Annotated in this window: 14 protein-coding genes; 7 read left to right on the top strand and 7 right to left on the bottom strand. The window is 69.7% G+C overall.

The genetic code is table 11. The annotated features are described in order from the left end of the window. Window positions 1-4: 4 nt before the first annotated feature. Window positions 5-1,138 (top strand): bifunctional 2-methylcitrate synthase/citrate synthase, encoded by a 1,134-nt coding sequence (locus tag ACZ5Y9_RS16155; protein WP_336641679.1) that lies wholly within the window; start codon window positions 5-7, stop codon window positions 1,136-1,138. A gap of 85 nt (window positions 1,139-1,223) precedes the next feature. On the opposite strand, the gene ACZ5Y9_RS16150 is transcribed toward ACZ5Y9_RS16155, so the two are convergent. The 3 genes from ACZ5Y9_RS16150 to ACZ5Y9_RS16140 form a co-directional block, all read right to left on the bottom strand. Beyond that, entirely contained in the window at window positions 1,224-1,532 is a 309-nt protein-coding gene (locus ACZ5Y9_RS16150; RefSeq protein WP_247624473.1) for a pore-forming ESAT-6 family protein, read from the bottom strand. 17 nt (window positions 1,533-1,549) lie between these two features. After that, window positions 1,550-1,885 (bottom strand): hypothetical protein, encoded by a 336-nt coding sequence (locus tag ACZ5Y9_RS16145; RefSeq protein ID WP_247624474.1) that lies wholly within the window; start codon window positions 1,883-1,885, stop codon window positions 1,550-1,552. A gap of 153 nt (window positions 1,886-2,038) precedes the next feature. Then, window positions 2,039-2,422 (bottom strand): hypothetical protein, encoded by a 384-nt coding sequence (locus ACZ5Y9_RS16140; RefSeq protein WP_464471832.1) that lies wholly within the window; start codon window positions 2,420-2,422, stop codon window positions 2,039-2,041. Between the two features lie 82 nt (window positions 2,423-2,504). Here ACZ5Y9_RS16140 and ACZ5Y9_RS16135 point away from each other — a divergent pair, with 82 nt between their 5' ends. The 6 genes from ACZ5Y9_RS16135 (at window position 2,505) to ACZ5Y9_RS16110 (ending at window position 11,206) form a co-directional block, all read left to right on the top strand. Next, window positions 2,505-3,332: an FHA domain-containing protein gene (locus tag ACZ5Y9_RS16135; protein WP_464471831.1), complete on the top strand. Its 828-nt coding sequence runs from the start codon at window positions 2,505-2,507 to the stop codon at window positions 3,330-3,332. Continuing rightward, window positions 3,325-3,591 (top strand): hypothetical protein, encoded by a 267-nt coding sequence (locus ACZ5Y9_RS16130; protein ID WP_247624477.1) that lies wholly within the window; start codon window positions 3,325-3,327, stop codon window positions 3,589-3,591. Before ACZ5Y9_RS16135 ends, ACZ5Y9_RS16130 begins: the two co-directional genes overlap by 8 nt. Next, a complete protein-coding gene (locus tag ACZ5Y9_RS16125; protein ID WP_464471830.1) occupies window positions 3,588-4,931 on the top strand; it encodes an EsaB/YukD family protein in 1,344 nt (447 codons plus the stop codon). The genes ACZ5Y9_RS16130 and ACZ5Y9_RS16125 overlap by 4 nt, the downstream gene beginning before the upstream one ends. Continuing rightward, window positions 4,931-5,716: a P-loop NTPase family protein gene (locus ACZ5Y9_RS16120; RefSeq protein ID WP_464471829.1), complete on the top strand. Its 786-nt coding sequence runs from the start codon at window positions 4,931-4,933 to the stop codon at window positions 5,714-5,716. The genes ACZ5Y9_RS16125 and ACZ5Y9_RS16120 overlap by 1 nt, the downstream gene beginning before the upstream one ends. Continuing rightward, window positions 5,713-9,636 carry a type VII secretion protein EccCa gene (eccCa, locus tag ACZ5Y9_RS16115; protein ID WP_464471828.1) on the top strand — a complete coding sequence of 1,308 codons (3,924 nt, stop codon included), beginning with the start codon at window positions 5,713-5,715 and terminating at the stop codon, window positions 9,634-9,636. The genes ACZ5Y9_RS16120 and eccCa overlap by 4 nt, the downstream gene beginning before the upstream one ends. Window positions 9,637-9,715: 79 nt before the next feature. Beyond that, complete coding sequence (locus ACZ5Y9_RS16110) at window positions 9,716-11,206, top strand: hypothetical protein (RefSeq protein ID WP_464471827.1); 1,491 nt, start codon at window positions 9,716-9,718, stop codon at window positions 11,204-11,206. 102 nt (window positions 11,207-11,308) lie between these two features. Here ACZ5Y9_RS16110 and arfA read toward each other — a convergent pair whose 3' ends face one another. Genes arfA through ACZ5Y9_RS16090 form a run of 4 tightly spaced genes read right to left on the bottom strand, consistent with a single transcriptional unit; the run spans window position 11,309 to window position 16,097 of the window. Further along, the gene (gene arfA / locus ACZ5Y9_RS16105) at window positions 11,309-12,844 is read right to left on the bottom strand and encodes an arabinosylfuranosidase ArfA (RefSeq protein WP_464471826.1); all 1,536 of its coding nucleotides are present in this window, start codon (window positions 12,842-12,844) and stop codon (window positions 11,309-11,311) included. A 45-nt stretch (window positions 12,845-12,889) separates the two neighbouring features. After that, the gene (locus ACZ5Y9_RS16100; RefSeq protein WP_464471825.1) at window positions 12,890-13,825 is read right to left on the bottom strand and encodes a carbohydrate ABC transporter permease; all 936 of its coding nucleotides are present in this window, start codon (window positions 13,823-13,825) and stop codon (window positions 12,890-12,892) included. After that, window positions 13,825-14,763 (bottom strand): carbohydrate ABC transporter permease, encoded by a 939-nt coding sequence (locus ACZ5Y9_RS16095; protein WP_247624484.1) that lies wholly within the window; start codon window positions 14,761-14,763, stop codon window positions 13,825-13,827. The genes ACZ5Y9_RS16100 and ACZ5Y9_RS16095 overlap by 1 nt, the downstream gene beginning before the upstream one ends. Next, window positions 14,760-16,097: an extracellular solute-binding protein gene (locus ACZ5Y9_RS16090; protein WP_464471824.1), complete on the bottom strand. Its 1,338-nt coding sequence runs from the start codon at window positions 16,095-16,097 to the stop codon at window positions 14,760-14,762. The genes ACZ5Y9_RS16095 and ACZ5Y9_RS16090 overlap by 4 nt, the downstream gene beginning before the upstream one ends. Between the last annotated feature and the right edge of the window lie 45 nt (window positions 16,098-16,142).

Below are 16,142 nucleotides of genomic sequence, written 5' to 3'. Positions count from 1 at the left end.
GAGCATGACCGAACCGGACATCAAGAAGGGCCTCGCTGGGGTCGTCGTCGACACGACCTCCATCTCGAAGGTCAATCCCGAGACGAACAGCCTGCTCTACCGCGGATACCCGGTGCAGGAACTCGCCGCCACGCAGTCGTTCGAGGCCGTGGCGTACCTGCTGTGGCACGGGGAGCTGCCGACGCCGGAGGAGCTCGCGGCGTTCCGCGTCGAGGAGCGACGGCACCGTGCTCTCGCCGACAACGTGCGGGCCGCGATCGACCTCGTACCGCTGGACGCGCACCCGATGGACGAGGTTCGCACGGCGGTCAGCCTGATCGGAGCGTCCGACCCCGGTGCGGGCGGATCGGTGCTGGATGCCGGCGGCAGCCCGGAGCAGAACCTCGAGCGCAGCATCCGCCTGTTCGCGGCGCTCCCCGCGATCGTGGCCTACGGCCAGCGCCGCCGCCGCGGGCAGGAGCTCATCGAGCCGCGCGATGACCTCGACTACTCGGCCAACTTCCTCTGGATGACGTTCGGCGAAGAGGCGGATGCCGTGGTCGTCGACGCGTTCAACCGGTCGATGATCCTCTACGCCGAGCACTCGTTCAACGCCTCCACCTTCACGGCGCGGGTCATCACGTCGACGCTCAGCGACCTGTACTCGGCCGTCGTCGGGGCGATCGGCGCTCTCAAGGGTCCGCTGCACGGCGGAGCGAACGAAGCCGTGCTGCACATCTTCGACGAGATCGGGTCGGCGGATGCCGTCGAGGCCTGGCTCGACAAGGCCCTCGCCGAGAAGCGCAAGATCATGGGCTTCGGGCACCGCGTGTACAAGAAGGGCGACTCGCGGGTGCCGACCATGAAGGCGGCTCTCGACACGCTCGTCGAGCACTTCGACAAGCCGGAGGTCGCGGCGCTGTACGACGCGCTCGAGTCGGAGTTCGTCGCACGCAAGGGCATCTACCCGAACCTCGACTACCCCTCGGGTCCGGCGTACAACCTGATCGGGTTCGACACCCTCACCTTCACGCCCCTCTTCGTCGCGGCGCGGGTGACGGGGTGGACGGCGCACGTGATCGAGCAGGCCGGTGCCAACGCGCTGATCCGCCCGCTCTCGGAGTACGTCGGCCCGGACGAGCGGCACGTCGCGGGCTGATGCCCCTTTACGCGTGAGAGAGCCTGGGGCCCGTCGGCATGCTCAGGGACCCAGGCTCTCTCGGTGACGCATCCGCTCGCGGGCGTCAGCCGATGTTCTCGACGGCCGCGCGTGCGCGAGCACCCGCCTGCGAGGCGGTGCCGTCGTTGCTCTCCATCGTGCTGCGCAGCAGCGTGATGATGTTGCGCACCTCGTCGGCGGCGTTCTTCCACCGCAGCTCCTTGCCGCGGTACTCCTCGGAGACCCCATCGGCGGAGTAGTCGGCCATGGCGTTCTGCACGGCCTTGTCGCGGTCGGCGATCAGGCTCTCGAGCAGACCCGAGACGCGGTTGAACTCTCCCTGGACCTCCTGCGAGGCGGCGACGCTGTAGGCGCGACGATCTTCGTATGCCATTTTCTGTCTCCTTCTTCTCAGCGCGATCCGCCGAAGCGGGCGGCTTCGAACGACGCACCGCTCTCGGCCCCACGGGTCTGATCGACCATCTCGGACTCTCCCTCGCGGAACGCGCGGTCCATGCCCGAGATTCCTCCGAGCACAGCGGCGAGTGACGAGTTCAGCTCGGCGGCGACCTCATCGGTGCGGCCCTTGAAGCTGTCGAATGCGGCCTTCGCCGCACCCGCGTGCACCTGCATCAGCGGGTCGGCGGCGACCACGAGCTGCTTCACGAGCGCGCCGAGGTCGTCGCTGGATCCCGACGTCTGCTTGCCGAGGACGCTGAGCGTCTCGGCCCCCATATCGAACTTCATGCTCCGGTCTTCCTTTCATCGCCCTCCCGTCCTCGCGGTCGCGAAGACGCCATCGCCCCCGATGGGCGAGGAGAGAGTAACAGGGCGGCCTGCGATGACGCGGAAGTTATCCACAGACCGCGCCTGAAACTCTTTCTCCGATGGATGAGGACGTTACTCGCCCGAGCGCGGATTCTCGGCTGCGTGGGCTACATCGACGACAGACTGCGTGAACGACTGCGAATCGGGGTCGAGGTAGCCGACGGCGGGTGCCTCCCAGGGGTGCGACGCCGCCCACACGGGGCTCAGCAGCAATTGACCCGGGTTCACCCGGTAGTAGGGCAGACTCGAGCGCTGTGCGTTGTGCCCGTCGGTCGCGAATCCGCGCTCCGTGACCTCCGGTCCATTGCCGTGGGGCTTGTCGTGGACGATCCCGCCCTCCGAACTGAAGTTCCGTACACCATCGATGTGTTCGACCTCGAGAATGCCCTCGGAATCCCACTCGTGAACAGCGCGGTCGCGGTCGTCGCCGATGCCCGTGCCGACACCCTTATCCACAGGTGGTCATCGCGAGGTGTCCTCATATGTATAAACTCGCCGACCGTGGGCGCGCGTGGGGCGCACTCCATAAAGGGGGGTCATGAGCACGGCTGGAAAGACGGATGGCGGCCTCGACGCGTTCGTCTACAGCGTGCGAGCCGATACCAGGGCATGGTGTCCCGCCCTGGTATCTGACACCCTCACGGTGTTCGTGCCGATGATCTGCGCCGTGCTGACGTCTGCGGCAGGGGAGCCTCTCGCGGGTGCGGGGCTCGTGCTGCTCGCGCTGGGGATCGCAGGCGGTCAGGTGATCGCCCTCGCCTACGACGGGCGTACGCTCGGCGCCCGGATGTTCGGGCTCCGCATCGTCGAGCGATCGAGCGGATGCCCCTCCGGACGCCTCCTCGTCGCCGACCTCGTCGGTCGTCGGCTCCGGGTGCTCGACATCCGTCGCGGTCGCGATCCGATCTCCTCCGCTGTGGCGCTCTACCGGTTCCCCGAGCGCGCCGCCGCGCAGCATCCGCCCGCGCCGGCGACGAACACCGTCGCGTTGCTGGACTCGGGTCAGCGACTCCCGTTCGCGCGCGCTCTGGTGGTCGGCAGGAACCCGACGACGGATGCCCGGGGCGAGCAGCGATTCTCCTGGCCGGACCTCTCGCGCACGCTGTCGAAGACACACGCCCGGCTCGAATGGGACGGCGAGAGCGTGTGGGTCACCGACCTCGGCTCCGCCAACGGGACGGCGATGGAGGTCGGCGTGGAATGCGCGTCGCTCGACCCGTTCGTGCCGACGCGCATGCCCGCGGATGCCGTGCTCCGGCTGGGGGATCGCAGCCTCACGATCGCCGGCTCCCGCCGGGATCGCCGGGGTGCCTCTGATGTGGCCGATGAATGCGACGAAGACTCCCGAGGAGGGCACTATGCCTGACCTCCGCGATCGCGCCCTCATCGAGGAGGCGCGCACGCAGCGCTTCCGGCTCGGTTCGGCACTGCTGCACGGGCGCATCTCGGATCGACGCACGGTGAACGACAATGTCCGCCGATTCATCGCCTCCCTCATCGTGGCGGCGCTCGCCTGCGCGGTGTGCGTCGGCATCTCGTTCGTCACCGACCTGCTCCAGGCGCAGGCGGCCGGGAAGGCGCGGCAGAACGCGTCGATCAGCATCATCGAAGAGGAGCCGGTGTGAGCGACTACACGCGCCTGAGCGTTCGGGGTTCGTCTCGGCGCGTCGAGATCGCGGTGTCGAGCGATGACCCGCTCGGCAGTCTGCTGCCGCAGCTGATCGATGCCCTGGCGGAACCCTCCGGTGCCGGCGGACGCCCCCTCGCGCTCGTCACCGCGATCGGGGACTCGCTCGACCTCGAGCGCTCCGCCCGTGAGCAGAGTCTCGTCGACGGTTCGGTGCTGCGCCTGCTCCCGTTCGACTCCGCGCCGCCGCCACCGATGGTCATCGACGTGGTCGACGTGCTCGCCGACGAGCTCGAGAACCGCAACGACCGCTGGAGCGACGCATCGAGGGCCGCCGTCAGCGCGGTCGTCGTCGCGCTGTCCGCGGCTGCCGCGTCGATCGCGGTGCCGTTCGACGGCGTCGCCGGCGGCGCCGCGCGCTTCGGTCTGCTCGGCCTGCTTCTCGTCTGCGCCGTGGGATTCGGTCTGTTCGGTCGACGTCGGCCGGCGGCCGTCATGGCGACCGCGGCGGTGGGGGCGGGCGCGCCTGCCGCGCTGCACGCGGCGGCTGCGCAGGCCGCGACGCACCCGGCATCCGTCCTTCCGATCACCGCTCTCTGGGTCACGCTCGCCTGGTCGGCGGTGCTCCTGATCGGGGGAGGGGTCGCGCGGGGCTCGCGTGGCGCGATGGTCGGCGGTGCCCTGGGGATCGTGCTGACGGTGCCGCTGCTGACGGCACTGGCGATGGGCATGCGCCACGATCAGGCCGCCGCGGTGATCGGCGTCGTCGCCGCCGTGCTCCTCGGACTCGTGCCGTGGCTCGCGCTCTCGGCCTCCGGTCTCACGGGCCTCGACCATCGGGCGGCCGAGAGCGCCGATCTGCCGAGACCCGCCGCGTTGGGCGCCGTGTCCGACGCGTATCGCACCCTCGACTGGGTCGTGGCGGTGCTGGCCGCGGTGCTCGTCCTCTGCGGCATCGTCCTCTGGATGACGGATGCCGTCTGGCCGAGGCTCCTCGCGGCGTCGCTCGCGTTTGTGGTGCTGCTGCGATCGCGGGCGTTCCCGCTCCGGTCGCAGGGCTTCCTGCTCTGGGCGGCCGGGATCGGCATCGCCGCCGTCGCCGCGGCGACCCTGATCGTGAACGGTTCGCTCGGGTGGACCGTCGTCGCCGGTGCCGTGGTGATCGGCGTGACAGCGGCCATCGCCGGGCTCGCCCGCCCGAAAGCGCATCAGCGAGCGCGGCTCCGCTCCCTCGGCGACGCACTGGAGACCGCTGCCGTGATCGCGATCGTGCCGATGGCGGTGGGGGTCTTCGGGATCTACGCCGATCTGCTCGCACTGTTCGGAGGGGGCGCGTGATGCCGCTCGACCGCGGGGCGATCTCCGTGGCGATGTTCGGCAGCGGTGCAGCGCTCCTCACCCGGTTCGCGGCGTGGGACGCGGCGATCACCCGACCGATGAGCACGGTCCGTCGGATCGGCTTCGTCCAGCTCTCCGCCGGAGCCGGTGCGACGACCGTCGCGGGTGAGATCGGACGCCTCGTCGCTCGACGGCGCGCTGCTCCACCGCTCGTCGCGGACCTCTCGCCCGGGGGCGATCTTGCCCGGCGGCTCGGGATCGTCGAGACATCACCGCGTCGGGACCGACGCCTGTTCCGCACGAGCGGCGACGCTCGGCAGCTGCTGCAGATGACGTCGGGTGTGCTCGGGGCCCGGCCGTCGGATGCCGGGGCCCGCCCGGTCGCCGCGTGGGAGCGTGAGGTCTCACCCATCATGCGCTTCCACGACGTGGTGATCGCGGACTTCGGTCCGCGTGATCCCGATCGTGAGATCGGCGAGATCGCCGGGCTCTGCGATGCGGTCTGCGTCGTCGCCCCCGCACGGCGCGAGGGGGCGGAACTGGCCCGGGTCGTGGTCGAGGCGATCGATGCCCTGCCGGGGAGTCCGCGGGCGGTCGTCGCCCTCGTCGATGCGAGCAGGGAATCGCGACGGGTTCCCGCGGTGATCGCGGCGCAGACCGAGCAGCCGGTGATCGTCGTGCCGCACGATACGGGGTTGGCCGGGGGAGAGCCGGCGCGATCCTTCCGGGCGCGCCAGGCCCTGCTTCGTCTCGCGGGGACCCTCATCGGGAAGGTCGACGCATGACGCAGTCCATCGTCCATCGTCCTGCTCGGGCCGTCCTCCCGGCGGAACCCCCGGAGGGCATCGTGCTCACCGCGCCGCCGGCGAGCAACGACAACGCCGCCGGTTTCCCGTTGCAGTCGGTGCTGCCGATCGTCGGCAGCCTTTCGTCGATCACCATGATGGTGCTCCTCCGGGGTAACCCGATGTTCGTCGTGATCGGCGCGGTGATCCTCGTCGTCGCTCTGGTCGGCGGCATCGGCATGGCCTTCACGACGCGCGGAAACGCGGCACGTCAGCGTCGGATGCAGCGAGAACGCTATCTCGACCACCTCGAGCACGTCCGCGCCGAGCAGCGCGACCGAGTGGCGCACGTGCGGCGGGCGGCGCTCACCCGGCATCCGTCGCCCTCGGCGCTCGTCGAGCTCGGGCACGACCCGGCGCGTCGCTGGGAATGCCGCCCCTCCGACCCCGACTTCCTGCAGGTGCGCATCGGCACCGGCGACCTCGCGGTGCTCCCGGTGGTGCTGCCCGAGGAATCGAATCCGGTGCAGCCGTACGACCCGATCATGAAGGCGGCCGCCGAGCGTGTGGTGCGCTCCGCGGGAGTGGTGCAGGGGATGCCGGCGACGATCGACCTCTCGACGGGCGGGCAGTACGCGATCGTCGGCGACCGGACGCGGGCGTTGCAGGTGGCACGATCGATCGCGGTGCAGATCGCGACGTTCCACTCTCCCGACGAGGTGCACCTCGCGGCCGTGGTCCCGGCATCCGCCCTCGGCGACTGGCGCGGATTCGACCTGCTCCCGCACGCAGGAGCGCCGCGCCCTGCCGCCGATCAGCCCTTGGCGCGCCGCATCGCGCCGACGCTCGACGACCTGCTCGCTCTGATCGCGCCGGAACTGCGGGATCGTGTGGCCGCCACGACGGCGGCACGCCGGGCCGGACGCCGCATCCGGCCGGTGCGGCTCGTGCTCTTCGTCGATGAGGGCGACGGGTACGCGACGACTCCGCCGCGCTGGGACCCGGTGCTCGACGCCGCCGACCTCGGCATCACGATCGTGCACATCGTCGACGATCGCCTCAAGGAGCCCGAGCACGTCGTCGCCCGCGTCGCGGTCGATGCGGCCGGCTGCGCGATCGAGAACCCGGCCGAGCCGGGGGACCCGGTGCTCTGCGCGGCGGACGCCGTCGGGCAGGCGCTGCTCGAGACGGTCGCGCGTCCGCTCGCTGCGCTGCGGATGAGCAGGGCGACGGCGGCGGAGGCGACCGATGCGGTGGCGCCCGACCTCGGCGAACTCCTCGGCCTCGGCGACGTGGCGCAGATCGATCCGCGTCAGGCGTGGGTGCCGCGCTCCTCCGCGGACTTCCTCCGCGTGCCGATCGGAGTCGACGACACGGGCGCTCCGGTGCTCATCGACCTCAAGGAATCCGCGCAGCTCGGTATGGGGCCGCACGGCATCTGCATCGGTGCGACGGGGTCGGGCAAGAGCGAGCTGCTGCGCACCCTCGTGCTCGGGCTCGCGGCCACGCACGGGCCGGATGACCTCAGCATGATCCTCGTCGATTACAAGGGCGGGGCGGCGTTCGCACCGTTCGCACGTCTCCCGCACGTCGCCGGGATCATCGACAACCTCGCCGACGATCCGCAGCTCACCGAGCGGGCGCGCGCGAGCATCAACGGGGAGGTCGTGCGCCGCCAGCAGCTCCTGAAGGCCGCCGACAACTCGGCATCGATCACGCAGTACCGGCAGCTCCGACGCAGTCGCCCCGAGTTGCCGCCGTTGCCCCATCTGTTGCTCGTGATCGACGAGTTCGGCGAGCTCCTCACCGCGGAGCCGGAGTTCGTCGATCTGCTGCTCACGATCGGACGCATCGGCCGCTCGATCGGTGTGCACCTGTTGCTCTCGAGCCAGCGGATCGAGGCGGGCAAGCTCCGCGGTCTCGAGACCTACCTGTCGTATCGGATCGGACTGCGGACGTTCTCGGCGGCCGAGAGCGCCATGGTGCTCGACACGCAGGACGCGTTCCACCTGCCGGCGATCCCGGGCTACGCCTACCTCAAGGTCGACACCTCGATCTACACCCGACTGCGCGCGGGCTACGTCTCGGGACCCGTCGTCGACCTCCGGGATCGGCCGGTCGAGACGACCGAGGTGCCACGGATGAGGATGATCTCCGCGTACGACGTCGTGCAGCCGTTCCCCGAGGTCGAGGCCGACGGGGCCGCGGCGGTGCAGGAGATCTCCGCGACGCAGAACCTGCCGCCCGAGCGAACAGTGGTCGACGTAGCCGTCGAGGGGCTGGCGAAGGGCGCGGTCCGCACGCGTCCGGTCTGGTTACCGCCCCTACCCACGCGGGTCACGCTCGGTGGGCTGCTGCCCTCGAGCGGTGCGATCGAGGATGCCGCGGGGCTGAGCATTCCGATCGGTCTGCTCGATGAGCCGGTGCAGCAGCGGCAGCAGCCGTGGAGGCTCGATCTGACCCGCTCCGGCGGGCACGTCAGCGTGATGGGCGCACCGCAGTCCGGTCGCTCGACCTTCCTGCGTACGGTTGCGGCGTCGATCGCCGTGACCCGTACACCGCGCCAGGTGAGCGTGTACGGACTCGACCTCACCGGCGGCGGCCTAGCACGCATCGAGGGATTCCCGCACGTGGGTGGTGTCGCGACGCGCGGGCATCGGGAGCGCGTGGGTCGCGTGCTCGAAGAACTCACGACCATGCTCGAGGTGCGCGAGCAGGCGTTCCGCGCAGAGGGGATCGACTCGGTAGATGAGCTGCGTCGCCGGCACACCGCCGGGGAACTCCCGCAGTTGCCCTCGGCCGATGTCGTGCTGCTCGTCGACGGCTATGCGACGCTGCGTACCGATTTCGAGGAGTACGAGGGTGCGCTGCAGCGTCTCCTCGATCGCGGCGGCAGCTTCGGCATCCACGTCGTGGTCACGCTCAATCGTTGGAACGATCTGCGCTCGCCGCAGCAGGGAGTGATCGGCACACGGATCGAACTGGGGCTCAACGACCCGAGCGACTCGCAGGTCTCGCGCAAGCTCTCGTCGTCGCTGCGGCGCGATGAACCAGGGCGCGCACTGACGGATGCCTCGGAGTTCGCGCAGGTGGCGCTGCCGGTGCTCGAGGACGACGACTCGGTGGGCGTCGGCGAGATGCTGGAAGCGCTCGCGCGGCAGTCCGCGGAGTCGTGGGCGGGGCCGGAGGCGGCGCCGATCCGGCTGCTCCCGGAGGACCTCGACCCGCAGACGCTTGCGGATGCCGGGATCGATCCGTCGATCATCTCCCTGGGGCTGCGGCAGGACACGATGAAGGCGTTCTCGCTCGACCTCGCACGTAGTGACCCTCACCTGATGGTGCTCGGAGACACCGGGTGCGGCAAGACGACCGTGCTGCGGGGCATCGTCCGGGGCGCGCTCGCGGGCCACACACCGGACGACCTGGTGATCGCACTCATGGATGTGCGCGGCGATCTCGCAGACGAGGTGCCCGAGCCTTACCTCGGTGGGCACGCCGCCACCGCTCCGTTGGCGCGCCAGCTCGCGGAGTCGATCGCGATCGAGCTCGACAAGCGGCAGGCGGCGAAGGCATCGGGGCCGAGGATTCTCGTGGTGATCGACGACTTCGACGTGCTGGCGGCGGGCGGCACCGAGCCGCTGCGGCCGCTGCTGCCGTACCTCGCCTCGGCGCGCGACCTCGGCCTGAACGTCGTGCTCACCCGGCCGGTGCTGGGGGCATCGCGGGCGATGTTCGACACGTCGCTGCAGGCGCTGCGCGACACCGGCGGATCGACGCTGGTGATGAGCGGTGATCGGGGCGAGGGCCCGCTGCTGGCGAAGGTGTACGCCGAGCAGATGGTGCCGGGACGCGGGCGGTTCGTGCGTCGTGGTTCGGGGGCGACCCTCGTGCAGGTCGCGCGGTTCGCATTCGAGAAGTGAGCGCCTCGTACGGAGATGGCTCCGGCGGGGCATGCCAGGCATCCCGATATGCCGCAAACGAGGACATTATGCTGTATCTGTGAGTGAACACGAGACACCGGAGACTCCCCAGCCCAACGACCCGGCGGCGGCCGATTCCGCGTCGGACGCGGTCCGCACGCCACCGCCCGCGCCGCCCACCCCGTCGGACGGCCCGGACGCTCCCCCGACCACGCCGCCGACCGGCCCGGATGGCTCGGAGTACGTCCCCGGCGGACACTCCCTCCCGCCCGCGGATCCGCGGCACGCTCCCGGCCACGCCTCGGCGAACGCACCCGGCGAGCCCGCTCCGGGGCTGACCGACGGCCAGCCCGCACCCGGACAGCCCTACGGCCAGCCCGCGCCGGGCCAGCCCTACGGTCAGCCCGCGCCGGGCCAGCCTTACGGCCAGCCTGCACCCGGACAGCCCTACGGTCAGCCCGTGCCGGGCCAGCCTTACGGCCAGCCTGCACCCGGACAGCCCTACGGCCAGTCCGCGCCGGGTTTTCCGCCGGCAGGGCCGGAGATCGGCCCGAACAAGAAGCTTCCGCTCGGTGCGCTCATCGGCATCATCGCGGCGGGAGTCGTCGTCTTGCTCGTGATCGCCCTGGCCATCATCATCCCGCTGGCGGGTCGCGGCGGTGACGCCGGAGGTGGCTCGAACGGCGAGCCCGCGCAGCCCGCGGCCACCCCGGAGGAGTGGGTCGAGGAGTACCTCACCGCACTTTCGGAGGGCGATGCCGAGACGGCGCGGAAGTACGTCGACACCTCGTCCTACAGTGATGCGCTCCTCACGGACGAAGTGCTCGCGGCCTCCCTCGAGCTGGGCGCCATCGACGATATCGAGGTCGGCGAGGCCGAGGAGGGCGAGTACAGCGACGTCGTCGTGCCCGCGACCTTCACGGTCGGCGGCACCGAGGTGACGCGCGAGTTCGAGATGTACCAGAGCGAGTACGACGGTGACATCACCATGTACAACGGAGGCGCGCGAATCTCGACCTACGGGTTCGACGACATCGGCCTCACGGTGAACGGGGTGGAGATCTCGGAGGACGCCCTGGCCTTCCCGGGCATGTACGAGTTCGCGACGAGCCTCGAAGAGTTCACGATCGAGGGCGAGACGACGCTTCTCGTCGCGGACGAGAAGAGCGAAGAGGCGGCGAGCATGCTGCGTCCCGTGCTGAGCGAGACGGGGGTGGCATCGTTCCGCGAACTGGTCACCGCCTCGCTGCGCGAGTGCCTGGCGATGAAGACTCTCGCGACCCCCTGCGGCATGGACGTCACCGGCCTCGAGCAGGACGGCTTCAGCCCCGTCGACGGAACCGTGACCCGCGCCCTCACCGCCGAGGGCGAGGCGTCGCTCGCCGCCCTCGTCGGAGAGGTCAGCGACCGCGCGGTCGTTTCGACCTACGAGTCGTTCCGCACCGACATCACGCTCGAGGGGCAGAATGCCGCGGGTGAGCGCGGTGCGTTCGAGGTGCTCCTCGGCGCGGGGATGCTGTCCCCGAAGGTCGACTTCGCCGCGGAGACCCCGCAGGTCGTCTGGGAGTAGTCGCGGCATCCGCTCTCGCATGCGAAAGGGCCCGGCATCCGAGATGGATGCCGGGCCTTTCGTGGGCTGGGGCCCTTCGACAGGGCTCAGGGACCCAGGGGGTCAGGCGCGCGTCACCTCGAGCTCGATGACCGACCACGACAGGGCCGGCAGGGTCGCGCGCACCGTGCCGTCGACGATCTCGGCGGCGGCGAGCGGCACCATGTGCACGGTGTCGGGGGTCGTCTCGAGGTTGGCGGTCCGTCGGTCACCGCCCTCGGGGATCGTGAGCGTCTCGGCCTGACGCACGCGGAGGTCGCCGAGGCCGTGCAGGTCGATCGTCAGGTCGTTCGCCGAGTCGAGTGAGCGGTTGGCCACGAACACGACCAGGCGTCCGGTCTCCTCGTCCCACGTGGCGGCCGCATCGACCGAGTCGACATCGCCGTAGCGCTTCGTCGCGATCTGCGAGGCCGAGACGGCGAGGCGCAGGATGCGTCCCGTCGCCAGCCGCGCCATCCGCTCGAACGGCCAGAAGCTGGTCTGGCGCCAGGCCGGGCCGTTCTCCTCCGAGCGGATCGGCGCGATCACGTTCACGAGCTGCGCCTGGTTGGCGATGCGCACGCGGTCTCCGTGCCGCAGCAGGCTGTTGAGCAGGGTGCCGACGACGACGGCATCCGTCACCGAGTAGGTGTCTTCGATGAGGCGCGGGTGCTCGCGCCAGCCGGACTTCGCGATCTCGCCCGCCTCGACGTCGTTGTACTTGCGCTGATCCCACACGTTCCACTCGTCGAACGAGATGTCGACCTGCTTGGTGTGCTTGCCGGCGGCCTTCACGGCGTCGACCGTCGCGATGACGCCCTCGATGAAGCCGTCCATGTCGACCGACTCCGCGAGGAACGACTCCGTGTCGCCGTCGTGCTCCTGGTAGTACGCGTGCATCGAGACGAAGTCGACCTCGTCGTAGGCGTGGGTGAGCACGGTGTGCTCCCACGACCCGAACGTCGGCATCGACCTGCTCGACGACCCGACCGCCACGAGCTCGATCGACGAGTCGACCAGCTTCATGGCCTTGGCCGACTCCTGCGCGAGACGGCCGTACTCGGCAGCGGTCTTGCCGCCGATCTGCCACGGCCCGTCGAGCTCGTTGCCCAGGCACCACAGCTTGATGTCGAAGGGCTGCTCGGCGCCGTTCTTGCGGCGCAGGTCCGACCAGTATGTGCCGCCCGGGTGGTTGGCGTACTCGACGAGTGCACGGGCCTCCTCGACGCCGCGGGTGCCGAGGTTGATCGCCTCCATCACCTCGACGTCGGCCTCCTTCGCCCAGTCCATGAACTCGTGCAGGCCGAAGGCGTTGGTCTCGATCGTGTGCCAGGCGCCGTCGATGCGCACCGGGCGCTCCTCGACCGGGCCGACGCCGTCCTCCCAGCGGTAGCCCGAGACGAAGTTGCCGCCCGGGTACCGCACGACCGTCGGCCCCATCTCCTTCACCAGGGCCAGAACGTCCTGACGGAATCCGCGTTCATCTGCCTGCGGGTGCCCCGGCTCGTAGATGCCGGTGTACACGCAGCGCCCCATGTGCTCGACGAAGGACCCGAAGAGCCTCCGGGGAACGTCGGCGATGGTGAAGTCGCGGTCGATGGTGATGCGGGCGTGAGACATTGCTCTCCTTGATTGCGGCGGATGCCGGGGTGCGGGGGTGCGGGATCACTGACCGCCGAAGCCGCTCGTCGCGACTCCCTTGACGATCTGCTTCTGGAAGATGAGGAACACGACGATGAGCGGGAGCGCGGCGAGCACGGCCTGGGCCATGACCTGTGCGTACTGCACGCCGTAGGCGCTGATCACGGTCTGGAGCCCGACCGGCAGCGTCATGAGCGTGGTGTCGTTGATGACGAGGAACGGCCACAGGAAGTTGTTCCACGCCCCGATGAACACGAAGATCGCCACGGATGCCAGGATCGGCCGCGACAGCGGCAGCACGATCGACCAGAAGATGCGCAGGCGGCTGGCACCGTCGACGCGGGCGGCGTCCTCGAGCTCGATCGGGATCGCGTCGAAGAACTTCTTGAGGATGAACACCATCGCCGGGGCAACGACCTGCGGCAGGATCAGGCCCCAGTGCGTGTCGATCAGGTTGAACGCGAGCATCTCGTAGAACAGCGGGATGATCAGCACCTGCGGCGGCACGACGATCGAGGCGATGATCACGACGAACAGCCACTTGCGGCCGGTGAAGTCGAGCCGCGAGAAGGCGTAGGCGGCCAGAGCCGAGACCGTCAGCGTGATGAGGGTGACGGCGACCGAGGTCCACAGGCTGTTGAGCGCCCAGACGTACACGTTGCCCTGCGAGAGGATCGCCGTGAACGCCTCGAAGGTGGGGCCGCTCGCGCCGATCCATCCGGGATCGCCGGATGCGGCATCCGTCTCGGTCTTGAAGGCGGTCGCGACCGCCCAGAGGAACGGCAGCAGCCATCCGATCGCGAGGAGCGCCAGCACCACGAACGCGGCGATGCGCAGCGGCGAGAACGGCTTCTGGCCGGGGAGCTTCGGGCGCGCGGTGCGCCGGTGGCGGGGAACGGTGAGCGTGCGGGTGTGGTCGTCGGAGGCGGGCTCGGTGGGGATGAGGGTGGCGGAGGACATCACTGCTCCTTCTTGCGACGCGTGACCAGGGCCTGCGCGACGCCGATGATGACGATGAGGGCGAAGAAGACGTACGAGATCGCCGCGGAGTATCCGAAGCGGTAGTTCACGAAGCCGGCCTCGTAGATGTACTGCACGATCGAGCGCGTGGTGTCGCTCGCGACACCGCCGAGCATCTGGTACGCCTGGTCGAACAGCTTCAGCGACGCGAGGATCTGCAGGATGAGGATCAGCACCGTGGCCGGTCCCAGTTGCGGGAGCGTGATCGACCAGAACTGGCGCCAGGCGCCGGCCCCGTCGAGGGATGCCGCCTCGTACTGCTGCGGCGGGATGTTCTGCATGGCCGCGAGGTAGAGCAGGAAGTTGAACCCGACCGTCCACCACACCGTCGCGATCACGATCGACAGCATGTTGGTGTCGGAGTTCTGCAGCCACGCGATCGGCTCGAGACCGAAGAACTTCAGGATGTTGTTGGCCGCGCCGATCTGCGGGTTGAAGATCCACACCCAGATCTGCGAGATCACGGTGGACGCGAGCAGGTACGGCATGAAGAACGACAGTCGCCAGAGCCACTGCCCGGGCAGGCCGCGGTCGACGAGTGCCGCCATGAGCAGCGCCACGGCGACGAGCGGCACGGTCGACAGCAGCGTGAACCACACCGTGTTCCACATCGACTGCCACATGACGGGATCGACGAGGGCTTCGGCGTAGTTCGCGAAGCCGACGAACCCTCCGCCGGCGCCCGTGAGCGACTGGTCGGTGAAGCTCAGATAGATGCCGTGCAGGATCGGCCATGCCAGGAACAGCACGAAGGCGATGAGGAACGGAACCAGGAAAGCCCAGCTGATGAGCTGCTCGCGCTTGCGGGAGCCGGCGCGGCGGAGACGGAAATCGGATGCCCCGCCGGTGACGAGGGTGCGGGTGGCGGTCGAGGTCATGACTTCCACGTCCCTTCGGGGTCGGCCGGATTGGGTTGGCGCAGCAGCGTGTTCACGCGCGCCTCGAAGCGGTCGATCGCGGCGGCCGGATCGGCGCCCGAGAGGAGCACGTTCTGCACCGCGGCACCGAACTCGCCCTGGAAGCTCGAGCCGGAGCCCGTGAACCACGCGGTCGGGTCGTAGACGACGTGGTCGGCGGCCGAGGCGTAGTGCGCCTGGGGCACGAGGTCGTCGTAGGCGGGCGATGAGGTCACGGGGAGGTAAGCGGGGATGTGCCCGGCCTCGGCCCACTGGAACGAGTCCTTCAGCATGTCGGCGACGAAGCGGTACACGAGGTCGCGGCGCTCGTCGTTCGCGTTCGCCTGGTGCGGCAGCACGAAGGAGTGCGAGTCGGCGTACACCGCCGGTGTGCCGTAGAGGGTCGGGATCGTGGTCGCATCGAACGGCAGGTTCGCGGCCTGCATCGTGCGCAGCTCCCAGACACCGGTCATGAGCATGCCGCTCTTGCCGGTCGCGAACTCGGCCACGGCTCCGCCGTAGTCGGCGCGCGCGGCCGCGATCTCACCGTCGAGGAGCGTCTGCATGAAGCGGAGCGCCTCGACCGCGGCATCCTTGTCGATCACGGCCTTGCCGCCCACGGGCAGTTCGATCTGCAGGCCGTGCTGCGCGTAGAGGCCGTAGAACAGGCGCCACATCTGGGCGCCATCGCCGAGGTAGCCGAACGACAGGGCGTGATCGGGAGCCTGGGCGCCGACCTCGCGGAGCTGGTCGACGAACTCCTCGGGCGACGAGGTCTCACGCAGCGTGCCGTCCGAGTCGAGCACCCCCGCGGCGTCGCAGATGTCGGTGTTGAACATGAGCACGAAGGGGTGGGCGTCGAGGGCGACGCTGAAGAGCCGGTCGCCGACGAAGCCCTTCTCCCAGATCGGGCCGGGGAAGGTGGAGCGATCGACGCCGAGCTCGGCGAGGCGGTCGACGTCCCAGGCGTCGAGGAGCCCGCCGGGGGCCCAGCCGTTCACGCGGGTGGCGTGCATGATCGCGACGTCGGGGGCGCGTCCGCCGGCGCCCGCCATCGCGAGCTTCGTGTAGTACGGCGTGCCCCAGGCGAGCACGGTGGGGCGGATGCGGTAGTCGGACTGCGCCGAGTTCACGCCGTCGAGCAGCGACGACATCGTCACGCCGTCGCCTCCCGAGAGCAGGTGCCAGAACTGGAGGGTCTCGGTGCGAAAGCCGGTGGGGGAGAGAGGGGAGCAGCCGGCGAGCAGTGCTGCGCCGGCGGTGAGCGTGGCGGCGGTGAGGAACTGCCGGCGGGACAGATCGAGCGGGGGCGTCATCGTCACTCCTTCGTGACCGGATGGTGGACGCCTCATCATTACATC

The sequence above is a fragment of the Microbacterium sp. T3-8 genome (assembly GCF_055398145.1).
The sequence above is the reverse complement of the archived record's forward strand: the minus strand, read 5'-3'. Positions and strand labels throughout refer to the sequence as shown.